Raw genomic sequence first — 20,904 nt, 5'->3', positions numbered from 1 at the left:
GTGCACGACACCGCCATCTCCCTGATCGAACTGGGAGCGGTCTTCTTCGGCCTGGGCCTGCTCGGACGACTGGCGTGGCGGATCGGCATCTCGCCGATCCCGCTGTACCTGATCGGCGGCCTCGCGTTCGGTGCGGGCGGGCTGATCCCGCTGCACGGCATCGAGGAGTTCGCCACCCTCGCCGCGGAAATCGGCGTGATCCTGCTGTTGCTGCTGCTGGGCCTGGAGTACTCGGCCAGCGAACTGGTCACCGGCATGCGCCGGTCGTGGGTGGCCGGGCTGGTCGACGTGGTGCTCAACGCCCTGCCGGGCGCGGCCGTGGCGTTGCTGCTGGGCTGGGGCCCGGTCGGGGCGATCGTGATGGCGGGCGTCACGTACATCTCGTCGTCCGGGATCATCGCGAAAGTGCTCGGCGACCTCGGCAGGCTGGGCAACCGGGAGACACCGGTGGTGCTGTCGATCCTGGTTTTCGAGGACCTGGCGATGGCCGTGTACCTGCCGATCCTGACGGCTCTGCTGGCCGGCGCGACCCTGGTGGGCGGGCTGACCGCGGTCGGGATCTCGCTGATCGTGATCACGGTCGTGCTGATCGTCGCGCTGAAGTTCGGCCGGTACGTCTCGATGATGGTGGACAGCCCCGAGCCCGAGGTGTTCCTCCTGCGCGTGCTCGGCGCGGCACTGCTGGTCGCCGGAATCGCGTCGCAGCTGCAGGTCTCGGCGGCGGTGGGCGCGTTCCTGCTGGGCATCGCGATCTCCGGGTCGACGGCCGAGAACGCGACGAAGCTGCTGGAGCCGTTGCGTGACCTGTTCGCCGCGATGTTCTTCGTGGTCTTCGGCCTGAACACCAACCCGACGACGATCCCGCCGGTGCTCGGCTACGCCGTCGCCCTGGCTTTCGTGACCACGCTGACGAAGGTGGCGACGGGCTGGTTCGCCGCGCGCCAGCAGGGAATCGGCCGGATGGGCCGGGCCCGGGCAGGCGCGGCCCTGGTGGCCCGTGGTGAGTTCTCCATCGTCATCGCGGGCCTCGCGGTGACCGCGAACGCGGTGGACGAGCAACTTGCCGCGCTGGCAACGGCTTACGTGCTGCTGATGGCCGTGCTCGGTCCGGTCGCCGCACGTGTCGTCGAGCCCGTTGCCCGTGGCATGCAACGGAAACTGCGGCCCCGCACAGCCTAGAACCCGCTAGAACCCGCGGTAGACGCCGTCCTGGTGGGCGGCGTCGACGAACTCGTGGAAGTCCATGTTCGCCTGCGAAAGGTTGTTCTCCACCGACCACGCGACTTCGGGAATGGCACGGAACTCCCGGCCACGATCCCGGCGCAGCGAGATGACCAGGATCGCGTGTTCGGGGTGCCGGACGGTCACCTCGTCCACCACGAGAACGACCGGATGCCGGTAGCCGGCGCCGGTGGCGTCGAGGATGTCGGCTTTGGTCGCGCCCAGGTAGGCGATGTCGTCGATCGGCGTGAGGTCCGGCAGGAACCCTTCCGCGGTCGGTGTTCCGACGGCCGTGAGGATCTCCTGCCACACGCCGTCGTCGGAGAAGTCGGTCCGGAGCAACGCGGTGCACGTGCCGGCGGGCAATGGCCGCATGTCAGTCCGTCACCGGGACGATCCGGGCGCCGGCGAGTTCGCCGTCCGCGATGTCCAGGAGCCCGATCGTGCCGTGCGGCTGACGGCGGCGGTCGGTCGGGGAGCCGGGGTTGAAGATCCGCACGCCGTCGCCGGTCTGGTCCATCGGGATGTGCGAATGCCCGAACACCACCAGGTCCGCGTCCGGGAACCGGTTGCGCATCCGTCTGGTCCGGCCGGTCGCCTGCCCGCTGTCGTGGATCATCGCGACCTTCAGGCCGGCCAGGTCGAGCTCCAGCGTCTCGGGTGCGCCCCACGCGGCCACATCCGGGCCGTCGTTGTTGCCCATCACCACGTGCACGGGCGCGAACTCGGCCAGCTCGTCGAGGACGTCCTTGGTGCACACGTCACCGGCGTGCAGGATCACGTCGGCATCGCGCAGGTGCGTAGCCACCCGCGGCGGGCACGCCTTCCAGCGCCGGGGCGAGTGCGTGTCAGCCAGTACGACCACTCTCACCCGGCCATTCTGCTGCATCAGCGTCGGGCCGGCAGGTTCTCGAAGCCCGCCGCGCGGGCGATCCGGGTGGCCCGCTCGACGTGCGACGCGGCCTGCACGTCGTCGTTCAAGCTGGTCAGTGCGGCGGCGAGACCCAGGTGGACACGGGCTTCGGTGTGCTTCTGGCCGCCGCGCACCGCCAGGTCGAGCGCGCGGAAGTAGTGCCTGATGGCCTCGCGGTGGTCACCTCGCCGATGACAGACCGAGCCCAGGGTTTCCAGCGTGCCGCTTTCGAAGCTCGGGTCGCCGAGGGTCGCGGCGACCGTGATCGCGGAGTGCGCGTACGACAGCGCGGTGTCGTGCTCGCCGAGTTCGCTGTGCAGTTGGGCGTGCGCGCACAACAGGTTCGACTGGACCGGGCGTTTGAGCGGGACGTCGGAGAACCGCTCGGCTTCGGCGAGCAGGCGCCGCGCCTGCTCGATGTCGCCGAGTTCGCGGTGGATGTCGGCCAGGGCCGCCAGCGACGCGACCGCGCAGTTGGCTTCGCCGAACGTCTCACTCAACCGCAGTGTGGTGCTGTAGCAGTCGATCGCCGTCGGCAGGTCGCCACGCCAGGAAGCCACCAGACCCAGGACCATCATGCCCAGCATGCGGCCGACTTCGTTCCTGCCGGCCAGCGCGTTCGCGTGGGCCGAGGCGTCGTCGAAGTCGCCGACCGCGGCGTGACCGAAGGCCAGTTGCGTCAACGCGGTGGTCTCACCGACGTCCCAGTCGATGTCCCTGCTCATCGCCAAGGCGCGGGCGGCGTGCGTGAGCGCTTCGGCCGGCCTGCACTGGCGCATCCGTAGCTCCGCCAGGCTGTTCAGGCTGACGATCTCACCGCGGATGTCCCTGGTCGCCTGCGCGGCCCGCAACGCCCTGGTCGCGATGATCTCCCAGTCGATCACGTGCGGATGGATGGAGAAGTACCCCCGCAGCAAAGCGGCCATCTGCCAGGCCAGCACGTCCGGTGCCTCGGTGATCGTGGCCACCAGGGTGGCTCGTTCGGCGTCCAGCCACGCCAGCGCGTCGTGCGGTCCGGTGAACGGGACCGGTGTGCCAGGGTGTCCGGTGACAGCGGGAAATTCGGCCGCGTACAACAGATCTGTGGCCGAGCGCAGGTTCCCGAGGCACCAGTCGTGGAACCGGTCGATCGGGCTGGGACCCAGTTCCCGGCCGTACAGCCGAAGCAGGTCGTGGTAGGTGTACCGGCCGTGCGTGGTCGGCTGGACCAGGTGGGCGGTGGCCAACGTGTCGAGCAAGCGCTCGGCTGGTGCGCCGAGCAGGTACGACGCCACGTCCACGCCGAAGTCGGGGCCCGGAATCCACGCCAGCAGCCGGAACAGTTCGGCCGCTTGACGGTCCAAGGCCTGGTAGGACGTGGCGAACGCGGCTCGTACCGCGGACTGCTCGTCACCGTGCACTTCGAGCGCGGCGAGCCTGTTTCCGTTACGCAGCAAGGCGATGTGCTCTTCCAGTGGCCTCTGCGGGTGGGCGGCGAGGTCGGCCGCGGTGATCCGCAGGGCCAGCGGCAGGTGTGCGCACAGCTCGGCCAGTTCCGCGATTCCGTCGTTCGGAACGCCCAGATTGGCCAGCAGTTCGTGCGCTTCGGCGACCGGCAACGTGGTGAGGATCAGGTGCCGGGCGCCGTCCCTGGCGACCAGTCCGTCCATCCGGTTGCGACTCGTGATCAGCACGAGGCTTCCCGGCGTGCCCGGCAGCAGCGGCCGGATCTGGCTCGCGCCGGTGGCGTTGTCCAGCAGGATGAGCATCCGTTTGCCGCTCAGCAAGGTCCGGTACAGCGCGGCCGCTTCGTCCGGGTCGGCGGGCACACCCCGCGGCGGCACCCCGAGCATCCGCAGGAACCGGCCGAGCACGTTCTGCCCGCGCAGATCGGCCTGCAACTGGCCGTCCGGGAACTGGTCACGAACCCGGTGTCCCCAATGGACGGCCAGCGCGGTCTTGCCGACGCCGGGCATCCCGGCGATGACCACCGCGGGAGCGGTGCTGAGATCGTCCAGTTGGGACAGATACTCCGCGCGGCCGGTGAAGCCGGTGATGTCCGCGGTGAGCTGGGCGGGCCTGGCCGCGGGACGGGGAATGTCCTGGCGGAGCACCTGGTGGTGGGCGGCCCGCAGTTCGGCGGACGGCTCGATGCCCAGTTCGTCGGCCAGGCGGCGGCGGATGTCGGTGAACAACCGCAGTGCGGCGGCTTGTTCACCGCTGCCCGCCAACGCCAGTCCGAGCTTGGCGTGCAAGCCTTCGTGCAGGGGCTCGTCAAGCTGTCGCAGCCGGGCGACGGCGTCCGCGTGCCGTCCCGCCTGGATGGCCCGGTCGGCGAACTCGAGCACGACCTCCAGGCGTCGCTGAGCCGCCGCGATCGCACGCGGGTGGTCGCGTAGTTCGTCCGGCAGGTCGGCCAGGACCGGGCCGCGCCAGCACGCCAGGGCCTCGGCCAGCGAGTCCTGAGCGGCGAGAGTCTCGAACGCACGCAGGTCCGTGTCGGCGACGAGCCGATAGCCGGTGCCGACCAGGTCGATCATCATGCCCGCTCGCCGTAGGCGCGACACATATCCGGTGACCAGTTCCGAGCAGCTGCGCGGGGTTTTGCGCGGCCACAGCACGTCGATGATCTCGTCGCGGCCCACGACCTCGCCCGCGGTGAGCGCGAGCAGACCGAGCAGGCAGCGTTGTTTGGCCGCCGGCAGGCGTACCTCCTGGCCGGCGACATGGATCGTGAGCGGGCCGAGTACCCCCACCTGCCGGGTCACCCCGACATCCTACGTGTTGGTGACACGTCAAGAATCCGGTCTGCGTCCAGTCCCGGTGGTTAGCGTGCGCCGTATGGTGAATCGGAGGGGTTTCCTGGCGACCACGGCCACCTTGGGCGCCGCCGTGGCACTGCCGGGCGAGGCGGTCGCGCAGGCAGAGCAGTTCGCGGTGGGGCCGGTGACGATCGGGCCGGACGATCCCCGGTACGAGGACCTGGCGGTGCGGACGAAAAACGACAGGTTCGTCACGCGGCCGGAGTCCTTCCGGATCGTCGGCACGACAGACCAGGTGGTCCGGGTGGTCGACGAGGCCGCACGCGCGGGCAAGCGGATCACGGTCCGCAGCGGCGGGCACTGTTACGAGAACTTCGTCGGCGAGCCGGCGCCGGGCGTGATCATCGACATGATCGAGATGAACCGGGTGTACTTCGACGCACGGCGGCGCGCGTTCGCCGTCGAATCGGGCGCGTTGCTTTCGGACGTCTACGAGACGCTGTACTACGGCTGGGGCGTCACGATCCCGGCCGGCCAGTGCGGCACCGTGGCGGTCGGCGGGCAGATCCAGGGCGGCGGCTACGGGCCGCTGTCGCGGACGCTCGGGTCCGTTGTGGACTACCTGGAAGCCGTGGAAGTCGTTGTGGTGGACCGGAACGGCCGGGCCCGTGCGGTCGTGGCCTCCCGCGATCCGCGCGACCCGGACCACGACCTGTGGTGGGCGCACACCGGGGGCGGCGGCGGGAACTTCGGTGTCGTCACGCGGTACTGGCTGCGTACCCCGGGCGCGCGGGGCAACGATCCCACGAAGCTGCTGCCCAAGCCGCCTCGCGGCCTGCTCAGCGGCGCGGCCTTCTGGAAATGGGACGATCTCGGCAAGGAGAAGTTCCGGCGGCTGCTGGCCAACCACGGCGCCTGGCACGAGCGCACCAGCGTGCCCGGCGCGCCCGGCGGGGGCGTCTACGGCGTGTTCATGATCGGCGGCAAGGGATTGTCGCCGATGGGCCTGCCCGGCGACTTGATCCTCCTCGCGCAGGTCGACGCGTACGCACCAGGAGCGGAACAGCAGTTGCGTGACTTCTTCGCCGCCGTGGCCGAGGGCGTCGGCGGGGAACCGTCGATCTCACCGCAACCAACACCATGGCACACCACGGTGCGAGGGAACGTCGAGGGCGTCGGCGAGATCGACCGGCAGAAGAACAAGGCGGCGTACCTGCGGCGCCGGTTCACCGACAGCCAGGCGGACACCATCTACGACACGCTGACGGCGGAGCAGAGCCAGTTGGACACCCGGATGCTGTGGCTGGTCTCGTACGGCGGCAAGGTCAACGAGGTCGACCCGGCCGCAACGGCTTCCCCGCAACGGGATTCCATGCTCAAGGCCATCTACATCACCTCATGGCAGGACCCCGCCAAGGACCAGCAGCACATCGACTGGGTTCGGCAGTTCTACCGGGCGGTGTACAAGGAGACCGGCGGTGTGCCGGTCCCGAACGAGGTCAGCGACGGGTCGTACATCAACTACCCGGACGTGGATCTGGCCGACCCGTCGCAGAACACCTCAGGCGTGCCTTGGTACACGTTGTACTACAAGGACAACTATCCACGCCTGCAACGCGTCAAGGCGAAGTACGACCCACGTGACGTGTTCACCCACGCGCTGGGCATCCGTCCCGCCTGACCCGCGTGTCCACCGTTCCGGCACCCCGAAATTCCCTTGGGGGCCGGAAAGACCGGCACGGAGTGCGTGGTTACGAGGCGGTGACGACCTTCCAGAGGTAGCCGTCCGGGTCGCTGAAGTGGCCGTCGTACCCGCCCCACTGCGCGGCGGCCGCCTCCTTGACCGCGGTCGCGCCCGACGCCACGGCGGTCCGCATCACCTCGTCCACCGCTTCCCTGGAGTCGACCAGGAAGTGCAGGGAGATGCCGCGGAATCCGGAGCCCTCGGCGGAGACACCGGCGTCCCGCGCGACCGTGTCCCATCCGTAGAGCGCCAGATCCGACGAGCCGTCGCCGAGTTCGAACCGGACGAACCCGGGGAACTCCTGTTTGACCCGGCACCCCATGCCTTCGGCGTAGAACTTCTTGGCGCGGTCCACGTCCTGGACGCCCAGCATGATGACGTTCGCCTGCAGCGGCATGGTGATCTCCTCAAGAGTCGGAGGGCGGTTCCTGCACATGCTGTGACGCTATTGCGGCGGCACGAATCCGCGCTTCTCGATTCCTGACCGCCTTACCGGGGCATGAGGGAACGGAAGTCCTGGACGGCGTCGTCGACCATGTCGCACAACACACACGGGCGCTGGCTGCCGGCCGGCGGCTTCTCGGCACGGCGAGCGGAAGGGTCCTGACTGGACGCAGCCGCCGCCGGAGCGGAGGACGAAGACGGGCGCTTCGGTTTCGGGACCGGTGGTGCGGCGGGCCGGGAGGGCTGGACGGTCGCGGTCATCGTCACGGTGGTCGGCACCGTGACCGCAGGCAGTGTGACTGTCGGCAGGGGAGGCGGGGGTGGAGCCGCGTGGCCCGGCTCGGCCGACGGGGCGTCCGAGACGACCGACAGCACGGCGATGCCCGCGGCGCATGCGGCACCGACGATCGCCAACGGCACCCGGCACGATCGCCGTGCCGGCGTCCGCACCCGGCCACGGCGGGACTTCTTGGCGGTGCGCAGTGCGGTGTCCGCCTCGACGATCAGGGCTTCGAGGCTGCTGTCCGGCCCGCCGATCGCGACTCCGAACGACGCGGTGATCGAGTCGATCGTCACCGTGCCGCCCTGGACCGGCGCCGGGACGACCAGAGCGCGGATCGCCTGGCGGACTCGCTCGGTGACGGCCAGAGCCTCGTCGAGCACGGTCTCGGGGAGCAGGATGAGGAACTCGTCGCCGCCGTGGCCGCCGTAGCGACCGAGCAGGTCACCCTTTCTTGTGTTCTGCCGCAGTGCGTCTGCCACGGCGCGGAGCACCGCGTCGCCGGCCACGTGTCCGTGCTTGTCGTTGACGTGCTTGAAGTTGTCGAGATCGATCACGACCAGAGCGGTCGTCGAGCAGGACGCGAGCAGGCGTGGAGCCTCCGCGTCCCAGCCCCACCTGTCCAGCAGCATGGTCAGCCGGTCGGTCGCCCACGGACCGTGGGGGTGGCCGCACGAGCCACAGCTGGAGGAATTGCTCATCTCGGGGCAGTCTCCCTTCGGCCGAAGAGACTATCGGTTGATCGCCCGTGACGCAGCGTTCAGAGGGGTGAACCACTCATCTGTCGGGTGATCTTCTTCGCGCCGTCGGCGAGAGCCGCGATAACTGTGCCCCACATGACAATCGCGCCACCGAAACCTGTCACCGCGGCCCACGCCCACGACAGTCCGGAGAGGCCGAGTACGGCCGCGAGCACGGCCACGCCGCACAGCAGCAGCGCCATGGTCATGTACCGCTGCGAGCCGAAGATCTTCACGAACGGGACGAAGTGCGCGCCGACGACGAACAGGACCCAGGTCGCGACCGCCTCGGGCTTGTCCAGCACGGCGCTCAGCACCCGGGAGCCCGCGAAGATCGCCACGAGCATCACCAGCACCGCGATCCCGTACGCCCTGCCGAACGGGCTCTTCCCGCTGGCCGCGGGCAGGTCGCCGGCGCGCCGCCCGATCCGCAACGTCCACACCACGAGACCGAGCAAGGCGACGATGCCGGCGACACGCAGCGCGGTCGCCACATCCGGGACCGAGGTCACGCCGTAGAACCACCACCCCAGGCCGAAACCGATGCCGATGAAGTTCGCGGTCATGAGCGTGGCCATGTGGCCCTTGGTGAACTCAGCCATGGAAAGTCAGAATCCCAGTTCCTCGTCGTGTCCCCGGCCGCACCTTACGCGGTGAGGATCTTGACGAGAGTGGGCAGTGCGATGTTGCGGCCGGAGATCACCGCGACCGCCCGGCCGGTCACGTCCACCTTCCCGGCGAGCAGAGCCGCCACCGCGACCGCCCCGGCGCCCTCCGCGATGACGCCGTGGTTCGTGGCGAGGTACCGCATCGCGTGCCAGAGCTCAGGTTCGGTGACCCGTACCAGCGAGTGCACGTGGTCGCGGATCAGCCCGACGGTCACCGAACCGGGTTCGAGGTTGCCGGTGATGCCGTCGGCGACGGTCTCGCCGACGGAGATCTCCACGTCGTGGCCCGCTTTGACGGTTTCCGACACCGCCACGGACTCGGCCGATTCGACTCCGACGATCCGGACGTCCGGCCGCTGGGACGCCCACAACCCCAGTCCCGAGGCGAGTCCGCCACCGCCGACGGCACACACCACGGTCATGGGCCCGTCGACCTGGCTGTCGAGTTCGTAGCCGATCGTCGCCTGGCCCGCGATGATGCCCGGATCGTTGTACGGCGACACGTAGACGCCGTGCGTGAGGCCCAAGGCGTGCTGCTCGGCCTCGTCGTACGAGGTGCCGACCTGGACGAGCGTGACGCTCTCGAACGCCTTCAGTTTCGCCACCTTGGCGGGAGAAGCGTTGCCGGGGACCACAACCGTGGCCCGGGTGCCGAGCAGCCTCGCCGCCGTCGCGACGCCCAGCCCGTGATTCCCGGCGGACGCGGTCACCACTTCGACGTGGGACGGAAGCTCCCGCATGGCCGAGATCGCGCCACGGATCTTGAAGGACCCGCTGGGCTGCAGGGTCTCCAGCTTCAGCCAGATGTCGCCGGTCGTGTCCAGCGGTGTCGGCGGCAGCACCTCCGGCACCCGCTGCCACGCCTTGGCCAGATCTTCGACGTCAGGGACGCGTACCGAGCGAATCATGTGTCCACCCTAACGGTCGTTCGCCCAGTCGCGTCGCTCGTCGGGGCCCGGCCGCCTGCTGTCCACAAACGACGCCTGCGCCGGGCCGTTCAAATCAGTTGAGTTCATAGCGCGCGGGGCGGTAGCGTGATCACGCGAGGCAATGAGGAAGCTTCCTGCCAAGGGACCGAGTCCTGCCGCAAGGCGATCGGTGTAGCCTCCTCGCTCTCCTCGCAGGCGAGGCCATGACCGGACTTCCTTCTGCTTTCGCGCCTTCGGGTCGAAATTCCCCGTAGTCCAGTCGCCCTCCTCGTCGTGCGCCTGCGAGGCCATGAGGGAACTTCCTGCTCATCGACTTGTGATCGAAACCAGTAGTTCCTTCCCTTTCCTCGCTGTCGCCACGGTTTGGGGCTGCCCGCCCGGCCGGGTCTTCCGGAACCGCCGCAGGCCCACGAACGTCCACTGTGGCCGGGGCCTGCGCGGAGGCCGGGTATCCGGCCGACGGTCGTCGCCGGGGGCATGAACATGCGCTACCGGGGTTCGCCGAACGTCCAGGGCTGCAATCCCAGCGGCTTCTACCGCACGGGCGACGGCGCGTCGCACCATATCTTCGCCAGTGCCGATCCCGCCATTGTCAGCGGCACGAAGTTCGATATGGCAGGCGCCATCGATCATCCCGGTTGGATGGTCACCGTGAATATGGGTTGACCCGCCGCGAATCACCAGGCATGATTTGACCACACACCGAGCAAGGAGAGCAGTCATGGCGAACACGCGACAGCGGGGACACCTCGCCCAGTCGTGCGCGCTCGCCTTGCTAGGTGGGGGCCGGCGCAGTGGTGCGAGCTCCCCGCCGTGACATAAGTCCTTGTCACGCCACGGGAGCCGCCCATCGGACACCATCCGATCAGGGCGGTTTTTGCTGTGCGGAGCAAATCGGGCCGGTGATCTTACGGAAGCGGCGCAGCCTCCGGAAACCGTGGTCCGGGGTCATTTCGAAAAACACAATGCGGTCGTGGTGTACGCGGTGAACACGCCAGGCTTCCACCCTGGAGAAACGGGTTCGATTCCCGTCGGCCGTTCCGAGTGGAAAACACTGTGGGCGTCTTCCCAAGGCCAGGATGTGTGCTCGCCATGCACACGATGCGGGTTCGAGTCCCGCCGCTCACACGCAGTGCCCGTTGGTCCAGCAGGCATGGACGCCGGACTCTGACTCCGGAGACCGAGGTTCGACCCCTCGACGGGCAGCGAGCAGACAGGCCCCTGTGGCGGAACGGAAGACGCACGCGACTCAAACTCGCGGGCCCGTCAGGGCGTGCAGGTTCGACTCCTGCCAGGGGTACCAAGACTGTCCACTTTGGAAGGCTAGCCGAGTCGGGCAAGGCAGCGGTTGCCGAACGTCGTCCGGTGTGATGCCGGCGCGCGTTCGAATCGCGCGCCCTCCGCGCATGTAAAAGGGGGATCCTATGACCGATCCGAAGGTTCTCATCAGCAAGACGTTACGGGTCCCGCGAAGCGAGGGCCCGCGCGGTGACGGCGCCGGTGTGGCGCGGCAGATGGACGCCGCGCTGGCCGGTGTCGGCTTCAAGGCGAGCCGCGAGTTGCTCGAGTACGTCGCCACCCTCGAACCCGGCGCGGCGATGGACCTCGCCATCGACGTGATCGGCGCGGTCCGGGGGCTGGTCGGCGACAACGTCCCGCACAACGCGTACTTCATCAACTTCCCCGACGGCGTCCCGGACACCGTGGAGTTCTGGGTGCAGTGCCTGCGTGACGCGTTGGTTCCGGCTCGCCGCAAGTGGTTCCCGAGGGACGCCGACCTGGTCGACGTCCTCACGGGCGGATGGGTCGACCTGCTCAAGCTGCCGCGGTACGGCCGCTACCAGCACACGTACGAGGAACTGCTGGCCGCGCACGACGAGCTGATCCCCTCGGTGAAGGACCGCGTGACCGTCCTGCACCTGGGTGGCACCGTCCAGGAAGAGGCCAGCCGGGCATACCTCGGCCTCGCGGGCAGCGTGACGCCGCTGGGCGAGGCCGACCTCCAGGTGCTGGCGGACCTGGCCGAGACGTGCCTGGCGGGCACGCAGCCGGAAGTCATTCCGGTACGGGAGAACCGGGCCGTGGTCAACGCGGTCAGGATGCGGGCCGGACTGCCGTTGGTGTCCGTGGACACGGTCACCGACGTGCTTCGGGTGGCGTGCCAGGCCAGCGGTGGCGACGTCACGTTGCGGGAGCGGACCAAGTTCCGCAGCTTCAAGCGGCGTGAGCGGCGTGTCATGCTGGCGGCGCTGGACGCGGTCGTCGCGGGCAACAGCGGGAAGCTCGGGGATGTGGCACGGTTCGCCGGGCCGTGGAAGCGGCTGGGCGAGTTGCTGCACCCGCACGAGTACCCGCGGTTCCCGAACGCGCAGGACGTCTTCGCGGTGGCGCGTGGCGAGCGGAAGGTCCGGTCGCTCGCGGGCCGTGCCGAGCTGGCGTTCATGACGGACGGAGCCGTGCGGGCCGCGACGGTTCTGGCGAACGCGCCGGGTCTGTTGGTGCGGTCGTTGGACCGGTTGCTGCGCGAGGCCAACGCGGACGACGTGGAGGTGATCCTCGCGGGTGCCGAGAGCGCGCTCGGGTCGGTCTCAGGTCGCGTGTTGTGCTCGCTGCGTGAGCACTTCGCCAACCGTGGCACGCCGGACCCGGCACGGGTGTTCACGACGCGCGGTCGCCGTTCGTGGGTGGCCACGGACAACAGGAAGCGGTTGCCTCGCAAGGTGATTCACCGTGTGACCTCCATGCTGGACCTCGAACTGCTGGCGCGTGTGCCCACGTACGAGCGGCTCGTGGTGGACCCCGCCGTGCTCGATGTGGCGCTGCCGCTGTCGGGCAAGGCCACAGAGGACGGTTTCGCCGTGCTGCCGCGCGGCACCCGGACTCGGGTGGACGGTGACGTGCTGCGGTTCTTCACGTACTGGCGTCAGCGTCAGCAACGGACAGACTACGACTTGTCGGCGCTGTTGCTCGACGAGGACTTCCGGTACGCCGGCCACGTGTCGTGGACGAAGTACGGCACCGAGGGCGTGGTCTACTCCGGTGACGTCACCGGCGCGGCCAAGGGCGCGACGGAGTTCATCGACATCACGCTGGACAAGGTGGAAGCCGCGTTTGTCGTGCCACAGGTGAACATCTACAGCGGAGAGGGGTTCGACCAGGTCGAGGAGTCGATGTTCGGCTGGATGACGCGGGAGCGTGACCAGCGGGGCGCCCCGTTCGAGGCGCGGACCGTGCGGACGCGTTCGGACATGCGAGGCTCGGGACGGGTCGCGCTGCCGGTCATGTTCGCCCGGGACGGCGACGGGCAGTGGTCCGCGACGTGGATGCACCTCTACCTGTCAGGAAGGGTGAACTTCAACGTGGTGGAGGGCAACAGGGTCAGTACCGCCATTCTGGCGCGTGGTCTGTACGAACGCGACTACCTGACCATGTCCTACTTGGTCGACATGCTGACGGCCAAGGCAGGATCGGTGACCATGTGGGAACCGGGCCTCAAGCTGACCGAGCCGGTTGTGTTCGTCGGGCTCGACCGGCCGGAAGGTCTGCCGGACGGTTCCGAGGTGTTCACCAGGGACCGGTTGAACCAGCTGATTCCCGCCTAGCAAGGAGGGCCTGCCGCGCAGGCCCTCCTTTCACGTCACATCCCTGCGCACATTGATCAGCCTTGCCGCGACGGCCGCGGTGACGGCGTAGGAGATCATGAGCAGCCCGCCTGCCCACATCGGCAACAGGTCTCCGGCCGCGAACGGGCCGGACGACAGCGCGTCCCTGGTCCATCCACTGACGGCCTTGCCCGCACCGGTCGGAGTCCATCGGCCGACTGCCGGGACCAGCATGACCAATGCCCATTCCAGGTAGAAGAACCACACGAACGCGGCCGTGATCGCGGCGACCATGTTGCGGACCAACGCCCCCAGCGCCGCACCGAACAGGCACCACAGGACTGTGCTGACCACGGAACCCAGCAGCACGAAGGGTACGTCCGGAGTCCACACCGGATAGTCGTAAAAGGACAGCAGCGCGGCGGCGACCGGTGACGTCACCAAGGCCGCGGCCACCCCCAGGGCAAGGCCGATCACGCCGCTGGCCAGAAGTTTCGCGGTGATGACGTGACCGCGCCGGGGCGTGACGAGGAACGCCCACGTGATCGTGTGGTGCCGGTACTCGCCGGTCACCACGATGATGCCGAGGATCATCGCGAACACGTAACCCTGTTGCGCCATGCTGTAAGCGGAGTTGACCGAGCGTTCGTTCACGGTCTCCGGCGTCATGAACACGACAACCTGCAGCACACCCCACCCGACGCACGCCACCACCGCGATCGCCGCGACCAGCCACATGGACCTGGTGACCCGCAACAGTTCGGCCCTGATCAGATTTGTCATGACCGCACCAGCTCCAGGTAGGAGTCCTCCAGGCTGCCGAACTCGGCCGTCGGGCCGGACGCGAGCAGCCTGCCGTGGTTGATGATGACCACGTGGTCGGCGGTCTTGGCCATCTCGGTCAGGACATGGCTCGACACCAGGACCGTGCGACCGTCCACCGCGAGGGCGCGCAGGAACCCGCGCAGCCAGTGGATGCCTTCGGGATCGAGGCCGTTGGCGGGCTCGTCGAGGATCAGCACGTCCGGATCACCCAGCAGAGCCGACGCGATGGCCAGCCGCTGCCGCATCCCCAGCGAGAAACCACCGATCCGGCGTGCCGCCGCGTGGTCCAGGTCCACCAGAGCCAGCACCTCGTGCACGCGATCCCGTGCGATCCCGGCGGCCGTCGCCAGCACCCGCAGATGGGTGCGGGCGGTATGGCCTGGATGGAACGCGGTCGACTCAAGGACGGCACCGACCGATCTCACGGGCTCGGGCAGGTCCACGTACTGACTGCCGTCGATGGTCGCCGTGCCCGAGGTCGGGCTGACCAGGCCAAGGATCATCCGCAAGGTCGTCGTCTTGCCCGCACCGTTCGGTCCCAGGAAACCGGTGACGGCACCCGGCGCCACCGTGAACGACAGGTCCCGCACGGCGAGGACGTCGCCGAACCGCTTGCTCAGCTTCTCCACTGTTATCACGGTTGTGAACCTTGCCGCAGACGAATGCCCAGGTCATCGGCCCGCGGCTGGGTCTTGCCGGGGTGGAGACAGCTCCAGCCACGGGTGGAGGTGCCGGTCTGGGAACGGAGGTACCGTGACCGGCGTGGGTAGATGGCGTTACGGCGTATGGGCCTTGGCCGTGCTTTACCTGGGCTCGACCCTGCTGTGGACCGTGATCGCTTCGGCATCAGAACACGGCTGGGCCGGGGCGGTTCTCGACGGCGTGCTCTATGTCGCGGCGCTGGCGTCCGGTTACGCCGTCTACCGTTGGGAGATCGTCGGCATCTGGTTGCTCGCGACGACCGTCGCGTTCGGTCTGATCCTGCATCTGCACACCGAGTTCTCCGGGACGAGCCTGTTCTTCCTCGCGGTCTGGCTCGCGCCGTTCCGGGTCCGGCTCTGGCACGCGATGGTGCTCACCGCGGTCACGACAGCGGGGTTCGTCGGCACGTCGCTGGTGATGTCCTTGCCGCAGCAATCCATCTTCGGGATCGGATTCGCCCTCGGCTGGGCGGGATTCCTCGCCGCCGTGCTCAATCAGCTTGTGGTCACCCGTAACCAGACCAAGGCTGTGGCTGAGGCTCAGGCGCGCACGGCGGTGCTGGGCGAGCGGCAACGGCTGGCGCGCGAGATCCACGACATCCTGGCGCACTCGTTGTCCGCTCAGGTCGTGCACCTCGAAGGCGCCCGGCTGTTGCTGGAACAAGGCGGGGACCGCGAGGTGATCCTCGACCGGGTCGTCCGGGCCGGCGACCTCGCCCGAGCCGGGTTGGCGGACTCCAGACGAGCGGTCTCGGCGCTGCGCGGTGACCAGACGCCGTTGGTGGAACAGTTGGAACTGCTGGCGGACCAGTTCCGGTCGGCGACAGGACGGTCGTGTGAGGTCTCAGTGACCGGTGACGCCGGTCGGCTGGCTCCGGAGGCGTGGCTCGCTGTGGTCCGTACGGCGCAGGAAGCGTTGACGAACGCCCACAAGCACGCCCCCGAGGCCGAGGTCATGATGGACTTGCGGTGCGCGCGGGACTGGTGTGAGCTGGAAGTCCGCGACACCGGCGGGCACACGGTCACCTCCACAGGGAACGGCTACGGGTTGGTGGGGATGCGGGAACGAGCCGAGCTGATCGGCGGCACACTCGACGCCGGTCCGGTGCCCGAAGGGTTTCGGGTCCGGCTGCGGGTGCCGGCATGACGCGGGTGATCGTGGTGGACGACCAGACTGTCGTCCGTGAAGGCCTCGTCCTGTTGTTGCGGCTGTTGCCGGACATCGAAGTCGTCGGCGCCGCGGCCAATGGTGCGGAGGCGCTGCGGATGGTCGCCGCCGAACGGCCGGACGTCGTGCTGATGGACCTGCGAATGCCCAAAATGGACGGTGTGGAGGCGACAAGGCGGGTTCGTGCCGAACATCCCGGCACCCAGGTGGTCGTGCTCACCACGTACTCCGACGACGAGTCCGTCTTCGCGGCACTACGCGCCGGTGCCCGTGGTTACCTCACCAAGGACGCGCGGGCAGGCGAGATCGCCGAGGCGATCGCCGCGGTCCGGCGTGGCGAAGCCCAGTTCGACCCGGCCATCCAACGGCGTCTGGCCGAGACCGTGACCAGCAGGCCGGTGCCGGCGCACGCCTTGCCGGACGGCCTGACGCCGCGCGAAGCGGACGTGTTGCGCCTGATCGCCGAAGGCCGGTCGAACACCGAGATCGCCGCGAATCTGGTGATCACCGAAGCGACCGTGAAGACCCACATCAACAACCTCTTCGCCAAGATCGGCGTGCGGGACCGGGCCCAAGCGGTCACGTACGCCTTCCGAAGGGGACTGACCGGCTGAACGAGCGCGAAACCCCCTTCCCGCAAGCGGAAAGGGGGTGCACACGCGGCCGGCGTCAACTCACGGCGAGATAACCCAGGACGAACCCGAGCACCGTCGCCAGGACGGACACGGCTATCGCCCACTTGCCGAGGCTTCTGTCACCCATGCTGAAGCCGACGATGGAGAGCACGATCGCCAGCAGGCCGAAGATGATGGGGTAGAAGAACACCGCGACCGCGGACAGCACGAACGAGATGATGGTGCATACCCGGGCGCCGGTGACCGATTGCGGGCTGGCTGTTTGGGACAACGGTCCTCCCAGTGTTTCCTGCTGCCAAGGGATTCTCAGCAGGGGAGTACCCGTCCTCCAGCCGTCCAACCCCCGGCGTTCCCCTCGTGAGTGGTTATCAGGGTTAGAACCCCGATAACCACTCACGAGAGGCCCGGCTCATGCCCGTGGGTCAGCAGCGCTTCCAGAGGAAACGGTAGCGGCCGGTGGGATTGCGGTCGGGTGAGTCCATCGAGATCCAGCTCGACGTGGCCTCCGGGTTGGACGAGCCCGAGCTCACCTGCAACGCGGTGTTGACGTTGAGGTAACGGCTGTCGCCGCAGGGCAGGAAGACCACCGAGCCCGGGTTGGTGGTGTCGGTGGTGGCCCAGCGATCGCGCATCGGCCCGGTGAACGGGTGGACACGGCGGTCGGTGCTCGAGTCGCCCTGGAAGTAGTAGTACGCGCTCTGCCAGGCCTGGGCACCCGCGGCCAGGCTGATCCGGCCGGAGTAGTCGGCGCGCACGATCCCGAAGGTGAATCCGGCGGGAACGCGCACGTCCAGACTGAGCTGGCAGTTCTTCCTGGAGTCGGTCGGATCCGCACCGGCGCCGACCCTCGCGACGTAACTGCGGTGGATGACGGTGAACTCGGAATTGTCGTCCGCGACGGCCACTTCGGTCGATCCGGCCGGGCAGCCGGAGCCGTTGGCGGTCACGACGTGCACTGTGACCCGCCCGTCCGGGACGTCGTCCGCGGCCGTCACCGTGGGCGCGGTGACGGATAACGCCACACCGAGGGCGAGCAACGTAGTGATCATTGAGGCACCTTTCGAATGCAAACCATTCCGGTAGCGGGCCCTGCACGCAGGGTAGCCCTCTCGCTCCGGAGCGAAAGCCGACGGATGGAGCAATACTTTGCTCGTCCGCGAATTTCGGAGATTTTCTCCGCGTATTCAGGGTTATGATCCGACGACACGACCAATCCCATTCCCCGGTACGGTGCATAACGGATTCACCCAGCGCCCGGTTATGCCCGGCCGGCGTCCGTCCCGGCCGGTGCCCCCTGGGGCCGGATATTCGCTCCGTGCATGATCGGCCGAAGGTGAACCGGACCGCCACCTTGTCCGTATACCCGGGTAAGGCGAGGACTGTCCGGACGAAAGTGTCCACAATAGACGCCGTGATGCGCCGCTTGACGTGTCCCGCAATGGTTTATATGGTCTGGACCACTTTGTGATCTTGTCGTGGGGAACAGCGGGCGCGAGCTGTTCCGCCGCCACCATGCGAGGAGTTCCTTTCCATGTCCCTGAAGCGAAAGTTGTCCGTGACCGCGGCCGCGGCCGGGCTCGCGCCCGTGCTGCTGGTCGTCGTCCCGGCGGGCCAGGCGAGCGCACACGGATATGTCTCGTCCCCGAGCAGCCGTCAGGCGCAGTGCGCGCAGCGCGCGGTTCCCTGTGGCTCGATCCAGTTCGAGCCGCAGAGCGTCGAGGGCCCGAAGGGACTGACCAGCTGCGACGGCGGCCTGAGCCAGTTCGCCGAGCTGAACGACGACAGCAAGCCGTGGCGGGTGACGTCCGTCGGCAGTTCGGTCGACTTCACCTGGACCTTCACCGCCCGGCACGCCACCAAGAACTACGAGTACTTCCTCAACGGGCAGCGGATCGCCGAGTTCGACGGCGGCGGCAGGCAGCCCGCGCCCACCGTCACGCACTCGGTTGACCTCGCCGGGGCCAGCGGGCGGCAGAAGCTGTTGGCAGTGTGGAACATCGCCGACACGCCGATGGCCTTCTACTCGTGCGTCGACCTCCAGATCGGTGGCGGCGGCGGTACGACACCGCCGACCACCCAGCCGCCCGCCAGCCAGCCGCCGACGAGCCAGCCCACCACGCCGAAACCGACCAGCACCACGCCCAAGCCGACGAGCACCACCCAGAAACCGCCCACGACGGGAGCCGAGTGGCAGCCGAACACGGCGTACCCGGCCGGTGCCGAGGTGACGTTCCAGGGGGCGCGCTACCGCATCATCCAGCGCCACACCTCGCTCGCGGGCTGGGAGCCGCCCGCCACGCCCGCGCTCTGGCAGAAGCTCTGACCGGACCTTGCCGGCCCGCGCCGCAGAGCCCGGCGCGGGCCCTGACCTGGAGAACCACGAACGTGAAGCGCTTCCACCTCCTCATCGCGGCGGCGAGCCTGATCGGCCTGGCCGCCTGCGGTTCGACCGAGCCGGGCACCGCGTCCCCGGCCGCCCCCTCCGCGCGGCAGGCCGCCGAGGCCGCGCCGAAGGCCGCACCCGCCGGTGGTTTCAACGACGTCGACGTGATGTTCCTGCAGATGATGATCCCGCACCACGAGCAGGGCATGGAAATGGTGCGGCTGGCAGGCAAGCAGGCGGCCCGGCCGGAGATCAGGGACCTGGTCGGCGCCATCGAGGTCACCCAGGCCGACGAGGCCAGGAACATGACGGCGTGGCTGACCCAGTGGGGCAAGCCGGCCACCGCCGACCCGAACGCCGACGCGCACGTCAACCACGGCGGGTTGCCCGCGACCAACGCGGAGGTGATCGCCGACCTGGCGAAGTCGTCCGGCGCCGAGTTCGAGACCAAGTTCCTCACCCTGTTCACCGGCCACCAGGGCGCCGCCGTGGAGATGGCGCGGCGGGAGATCAAGGAAGGCGCCAGTCAGCCGGTGAAGGACCTGGCCGACCGGATCGTGAAGTCCCGGACCGGGCAGATCCAGCAGATGCTGGTCATCCTGGGCCGGCAGTAGGGTTTTGCCAGGCCGTCGCCTGGGCATCCGTCTGACATGTTCACAGAGGGTTATGGGTGGCTCCCCAACCGACGGCGGCGGTCCGGCGACGACGTCGTCCACATCCGACTGCCGGGCAAGCGGATGGTGGCGGTGTGCGGACCGGAGGCCACCCGTTTCTTCTACGACGAAGCCAACTTCGAGCGTGACATCCCCATGCCCGTGCAGGACACCCTGTTCGGGCGTGGTGCCGTCCACACGCTCAACGGCGAGCAACACCGTGCCCGCAAAGCCATGTTCATGGAACTGGTGAGTCCGGACAGCGTGGTCGACCTCGTCAACAGCACCATGAAAGCGTGGGACGCCGCGGCGGGCTCGTGGGCCGACGGACACCGCGTGGTGCTGTTCGACGAGGCGAGCCGCGTGCTGACGAAGGGCGTCTGCGAATGGGCGGGCGTACCGCTTCGCGAGTCTGAAGTGGACTCGTTGGCCGCGGACCTGGTCGCGATGGTCGACGGCTTCGCCACCGCCGGGCCGCGGCACTGGCGGGCCCGCCGGGCCCGCAGCCGCCGGGAAGCCTGGTTCGGCAAGCGTTTGACGCTCGACGCGTTCAAGTCCCTCGAACCGCACACGGCGGCGGTGGAACTGCTGAACGTCATCCGGCCGACCGTGGCGGTCAGCTGGTACGTCATGTTCGCCGCCCACGCTCTGCACCGGTGGCCGCGGTACCGCGCCCCGCTCGCCGCGGGCGGCGGCGTGTTCGTGGAGGCGTTCACGCACGAGCTGCGCCGGTTCTACCCGTTCGCTCCTTTCCTTGCGGCCAAGGCCCAGCACGAACTGACCTGGCGTGGCCACACCATCCCGCAGGGCTCGATGGTCCTGCTGGACGTCTACGGCCAGCACCACCACACGGAGCTGTGGGACGAGCCGTACCGCTTCGATCCACAAAGGTTCGCCGGCCGCTCGCCCGGCGAGTTCGACCTGATCCCGCAGGGCGGTGGCGACCCCCGCACCGGGCACCGCTGTCCCGGCGAGGCGTTCACGACGGCGTTGCTGCAAGCGTTCACGGTCCGGCTCGCCCGAATGGACTACGAGGTGCCCAAGCAGGATCTGGGCATCTCGTTGCGGCGTATCCCGGCCAAGGTGAGCAGCGGATTCGTGCTGGCCCCGAAAGCGCGGGTGAACTCGCAGCGGTATCGCGATCTCCCGGCGGCCGTGACCGTCCATTAGCCGGCCGGCGGTGACCTGTTTGCCCGCTTTCGCGGAGGGTAGCCGGACTACATCCGATGTGAATTCCGACATCGATCTGCTGGAGAC

Annotated in this window: 19 protein-coding genes, 5 tRNA genes and 1 pseudogene; 14 read left to right on the top strand and 11 right to left on the bottom strand. The window is 68.5% G+C overall.

Features of this window, described 5'->3' with window-relative positions:
• Positions 1-1,179: a cation:proton antiporter gene (locus tag GC106_RS11655; protein WP_173128234.1), complete on the top strand. Its 1,179-nt coding sequence runs from the start codon at positions 1-3 to the stop codon at positions 1,177-1,179.
• Positions 1,180-1,185: 6 nt separating this feature from the next.
• Here GC106_RS11655 and GC106_RS11650 read toward each other — a convergent pair whose 3' ends face one another.
• From GC106_RS11650 to GC106_RS11640, 3 genes are read right to left on the bottom strand one after another with little or no spacing between them, the layout of a single operon-like run.
• Positions 1,186-1,596, bottom strand: a complete 411-nt coding sequence (locus GC106_RS11650) for a DUF6924 domain-containing protein (RefSeq protein ID WP_173128232.1) — start codon at positions 1,594-1,596, stop codon at positions 1,186-1,188.
• A gap of 1 nt (position 1,597) precedes the next feature.
• Positions 1,598-2,092 (bottom strand): metallophosphoesterase family protein, encoded by a 495-nt coding sequence (locus tag GC106_RS11645; protein ID WP_173128229.1) that lies wholly within the window; start codon positions 2,090-2,092, stop codon positions 1,598-1,600.
• A 17-nt stretch (positions 2,093-2,109) separates the two neighbouring features.
• Entirely contained in the window at positions 2,110-4,881 is a 2,772-nt protein-coding gene (locus GC106_RS11640; protein ID WP_173128226.1) for an AfsR/SARP family transcriptional regulator, read from the bottom strand.
• A 73-nt stretch (positions 4,882-4,954) separates the two neighbouring features.
• On the opposite strand from GC106_RS11640, the gene GC106_RS11635 reads away from it, so the two are divergent.
• Positions 4,955-6,556, top strand: coding sequence for an FAD-binding oxidoreductase (locus tag GC106_RS11635; RefSeq protein ID WP_173128223.1), 1,602 nt, complete (start codon positions 4,955-4,957; stop codon positions 6,554-6,556).
• Between the two features lie 70 nt (positions 6,557-6,626).
• On the opposite strand, the gene GC106_RS11630 is transcribed toward GC106_RS11635, so the two are convergent.
• From GC106_RS11630 to GC106_RS11615, 4 genes are read right to left on the bottom strand one after another with little or no spacing between them, the layout of a single operon-like run.
• Positions 6,627-7,055: a VOC family protein gene (locus tag GC106_RS11630; RefSeq protein ID WP_217280385.1), complete on the bottom strand. Its 429-nt coding sequence runs from the start codon at positions 7,053-7,055 to the stop codon at positions 6,627-6,629.
• 53 nt (positions 7,056-7,108) lie between these two features.
• Positions 7,109-8,044 (bottom strand): GGDEF domain-containing protein, encoded by a 936-nt coding sequence (locus tag GC106_RS11625; RefSeq protein WP_173128219.1) that lies wholly within the window; start codon positions 8,042-8,044, stop codon positions 7,109-7,111.
• A 59-nt stretch (positions 8,045-8,103) separates the two neighbouring features.
• Positions 8,104-8,685 (bottom strand): DUF7010 family protein, encoded by a 582-nt coding sequence (locus GC106_RS11620; RefSeq protein ID WP_173128216.1) that lies wholly within the window; start codon positions 8,683-8,685, stop codon positions 8,104-8,106.
• Between the two features lie 44 nt (positions 8,686-8,729).
• Positions 8,730-9,659 carry a threonine ammonia-lyase gene (locus GC106_RS11615; protein WP_173128213.1) on the bottom strand — a complete coding sequence of 310 codons (930 nt, stop codon included), beginning with the start codon at positions 9,657-9,659 and terminating at the stop codon, positions 8,730-8,732.
• A 498-nt stretch (positions 9,660-10,157) separates the two neighbouring features.
• Here GC106_RS11615 and GC106_RS11610 point away from each other — a divergent pair, with 498 nt between their 5' ends.
• From GC106_RS11610 to GC106_RS11580, 7 genes are all read left to right on the top strand, one after another.
• On the top strand, positions 10,158-10,346 hold the full coding sequence (locus GC106_RS11610) for a hypothetical protein (RefSeq protein ID WP_173128210.1): 189 nt from the start codon (positions 10,158-10,160) through the stop codon (positions 10,344-10,346).
• A 301-nt stretch (positions 10,347-10,647) separates the two neighbouring features.
• Positions 10,648-10,720: transfer RNA gene (locus tag GC106_RS11605), tRNA-Gly, on the top strand.
• Between the two features lie 16 nt (positions 10,721-10,736).
• Positions 10,737-10,808, top strand: a tRNA-Gly gene (locus GC106_RS11600).
• A 5-nt stretch (positions 10,809-10,813) separates the two neighbouring features.
• Positions 10,814-10,886: transfer RNA gene (locus GC106_RS11595), tRNA-Gln, on the top strand.
• Between the two features lie 11 nt (positions 10,887-10,897).
• A tRNA-Leu gene (locus GC106_RS11590) sits at positions 10,898-10,983 on the top strand.
• 14 nt (positions 10,984-10,997) lie between these two features.
• Positions 10,998-11,083 (top strand) — tRNA-Gly (locus tag GC106_RS11585).
• 21 nt (positions 11,084-11,104) lie between these two features.
• Positions 11,105-13,282 carry a TerD family protein gene (locus GC106_RS11580; protein WP_173128207.1) on the top strand — a complete coding sequence of 726 codons (2,178 nt, stop codon included), beginning with the start codon at positions 11,105-11,107 and terminating at the stop codon, positions 13,280-13,282.
• A 30-nt stretch (positions 13,283-13,312) separates the two neighbouring features.
• On the opposite strand, the gene GC106_RS11575 is transcribed toward GC106_RS11580, so the two are convergent.
• Positions 13,313-14,065: an ABC-2 transporter permease gene (locus tag GC106_RS11575; RefSeq protein WP_173128204.1), complete on the bottom strand. Its 753-nt coding sequence runs from the start codon at positions 14,063-14,065 to the stop codon at positions 13,313-13,315.
• Between the two features lie 50 nt (positions 14,066-14,115).
• Positions 14,116-14,745 (bottom strand): annotated as a pseudogene (locus tag GC106_RS11570) (ABC transporter ATP-binding protein); the annotation flags it as partial.
• Between the two features lie 124 nt (positions 14,746-14,869).
• On the opposite strand from GC106_RS11570, the gene GC106_RS11565 reads away from it, so the two are divergent.
• Both GC106_RS11565 and GC106_RS11560 read left to right on the top strand, forming a co-directional pair.
• Positions 14,870-15,955: a sensor histidine kinase gene (locus GC106_RS11565; RefSeq protein WP_173128199.1), complete on the top strand. Its 1,086-nt coding sequence runs from the start codon at positions 14,870-14,872 to the stop codon at positions 15,953-15,955.
• On the top strand, positions 15,952-16,590 hold the full coding sequence (locus tag GC106_RS11560; RefSeq protein ID WP_173128196.1) for a response regulator: 639 nt from the start codon (positions 15,952-15,954) through the stop codon (positions 16,588-16,590). Before GC106_RS11565 ends, GC106_RS11560 begins: the two co-directional genes overlap by 4 nt.
• 55 nt (positions 16,591-16,645) lie before the next feature.
• Here GC106_RS11560 and GC106_RS11555 read toward each other — a convergent pair whose 3' ends face one another.
• The gene (locus GC106_RS11555) at positions 16,646-16,882 is read right to left on the bottom strand and encodes a hypothetical protein (protein ID WP_217280384.1); all 237 of its coding nucleotides are present in this window, start codon (positions 16,880-16,882) and stop codon (positions 16,646-16,648) included.
• Between the two features lie 151 nt (positions 16,883-17,033).
• The gene (locus GC106_RS11550; protein WP_173128193.1) at positions 17,034-17,660 is read right to left on the bottom strand and encodes a DUF4360 domain-containing protein; all 627 of its coding nucleotides are present in this window, start codon (positions 17,658-17,660) and stop codon (positions 17,034-17,036) included.
• A 482-nt stretch (positions 17,661-18,142) separates the two neighbouring features.
• Between GC106_RS11550 and GC106_RS11545 the strand changes: the two genes are divergently transcribed.
• The 3 genes from GC106_RS11545 to GC106_RS11535 all read left to right on the top strand — a co-directional run bounded on the left by GC106_RS11545 (position 18,143) and on the right by GC106_RS11535 (position 20,817).
• Positions 18,143-18,934: a lytic polysaccharide monooxygenase gene (locus tag GC106_RS11545; protein ID WP_173128190.1), complete on the top strand. Its 792-nt coding sequence runs from the start codon at positions 18,143-18,145 to the stop codon at positions 18,932-18,934.
• 62 nt (positions 18,935-18,996) lie between these two features.
• Positions 18,997-19,608, top strand: coding sequence for a DUF305 domain-containing protein (locus tag GC106_RS11540; protein ID WP_173128187.1), 612 nt, complete (start codon positions 18,997-18,999; stop codon positions 19,606-19,608).
• Positions 19,609-19,644: 36 nt separating this feature from the next.
• Entirely contained in the window at positions 19,645-20,817 is a 1,173-nt protein-coding gene (locus GC106_RS11535; protein WP_173128184.1) for a cytochrome P450, read from the top strand.
• The last annotated feature ends 87 nt before the right edge of the window (positions 20,818-20,904 follow it).

The sequence above is a fragment of the Kibdelosporangium persicum genome, assembly GCF_013280595.1.
GTDB classification, from domain to species: Bacteria; Actinomycetota; Actinomycetes; order Mycobacteriales; family Pseudonocardiaceae; genus Kibdelosporangium; species Kibdelosporangium persicum.
Note: the sequence above shows the minus strand (reverse complement) of the source record. Positions and strands in the feature narration are given on the sequence as shown.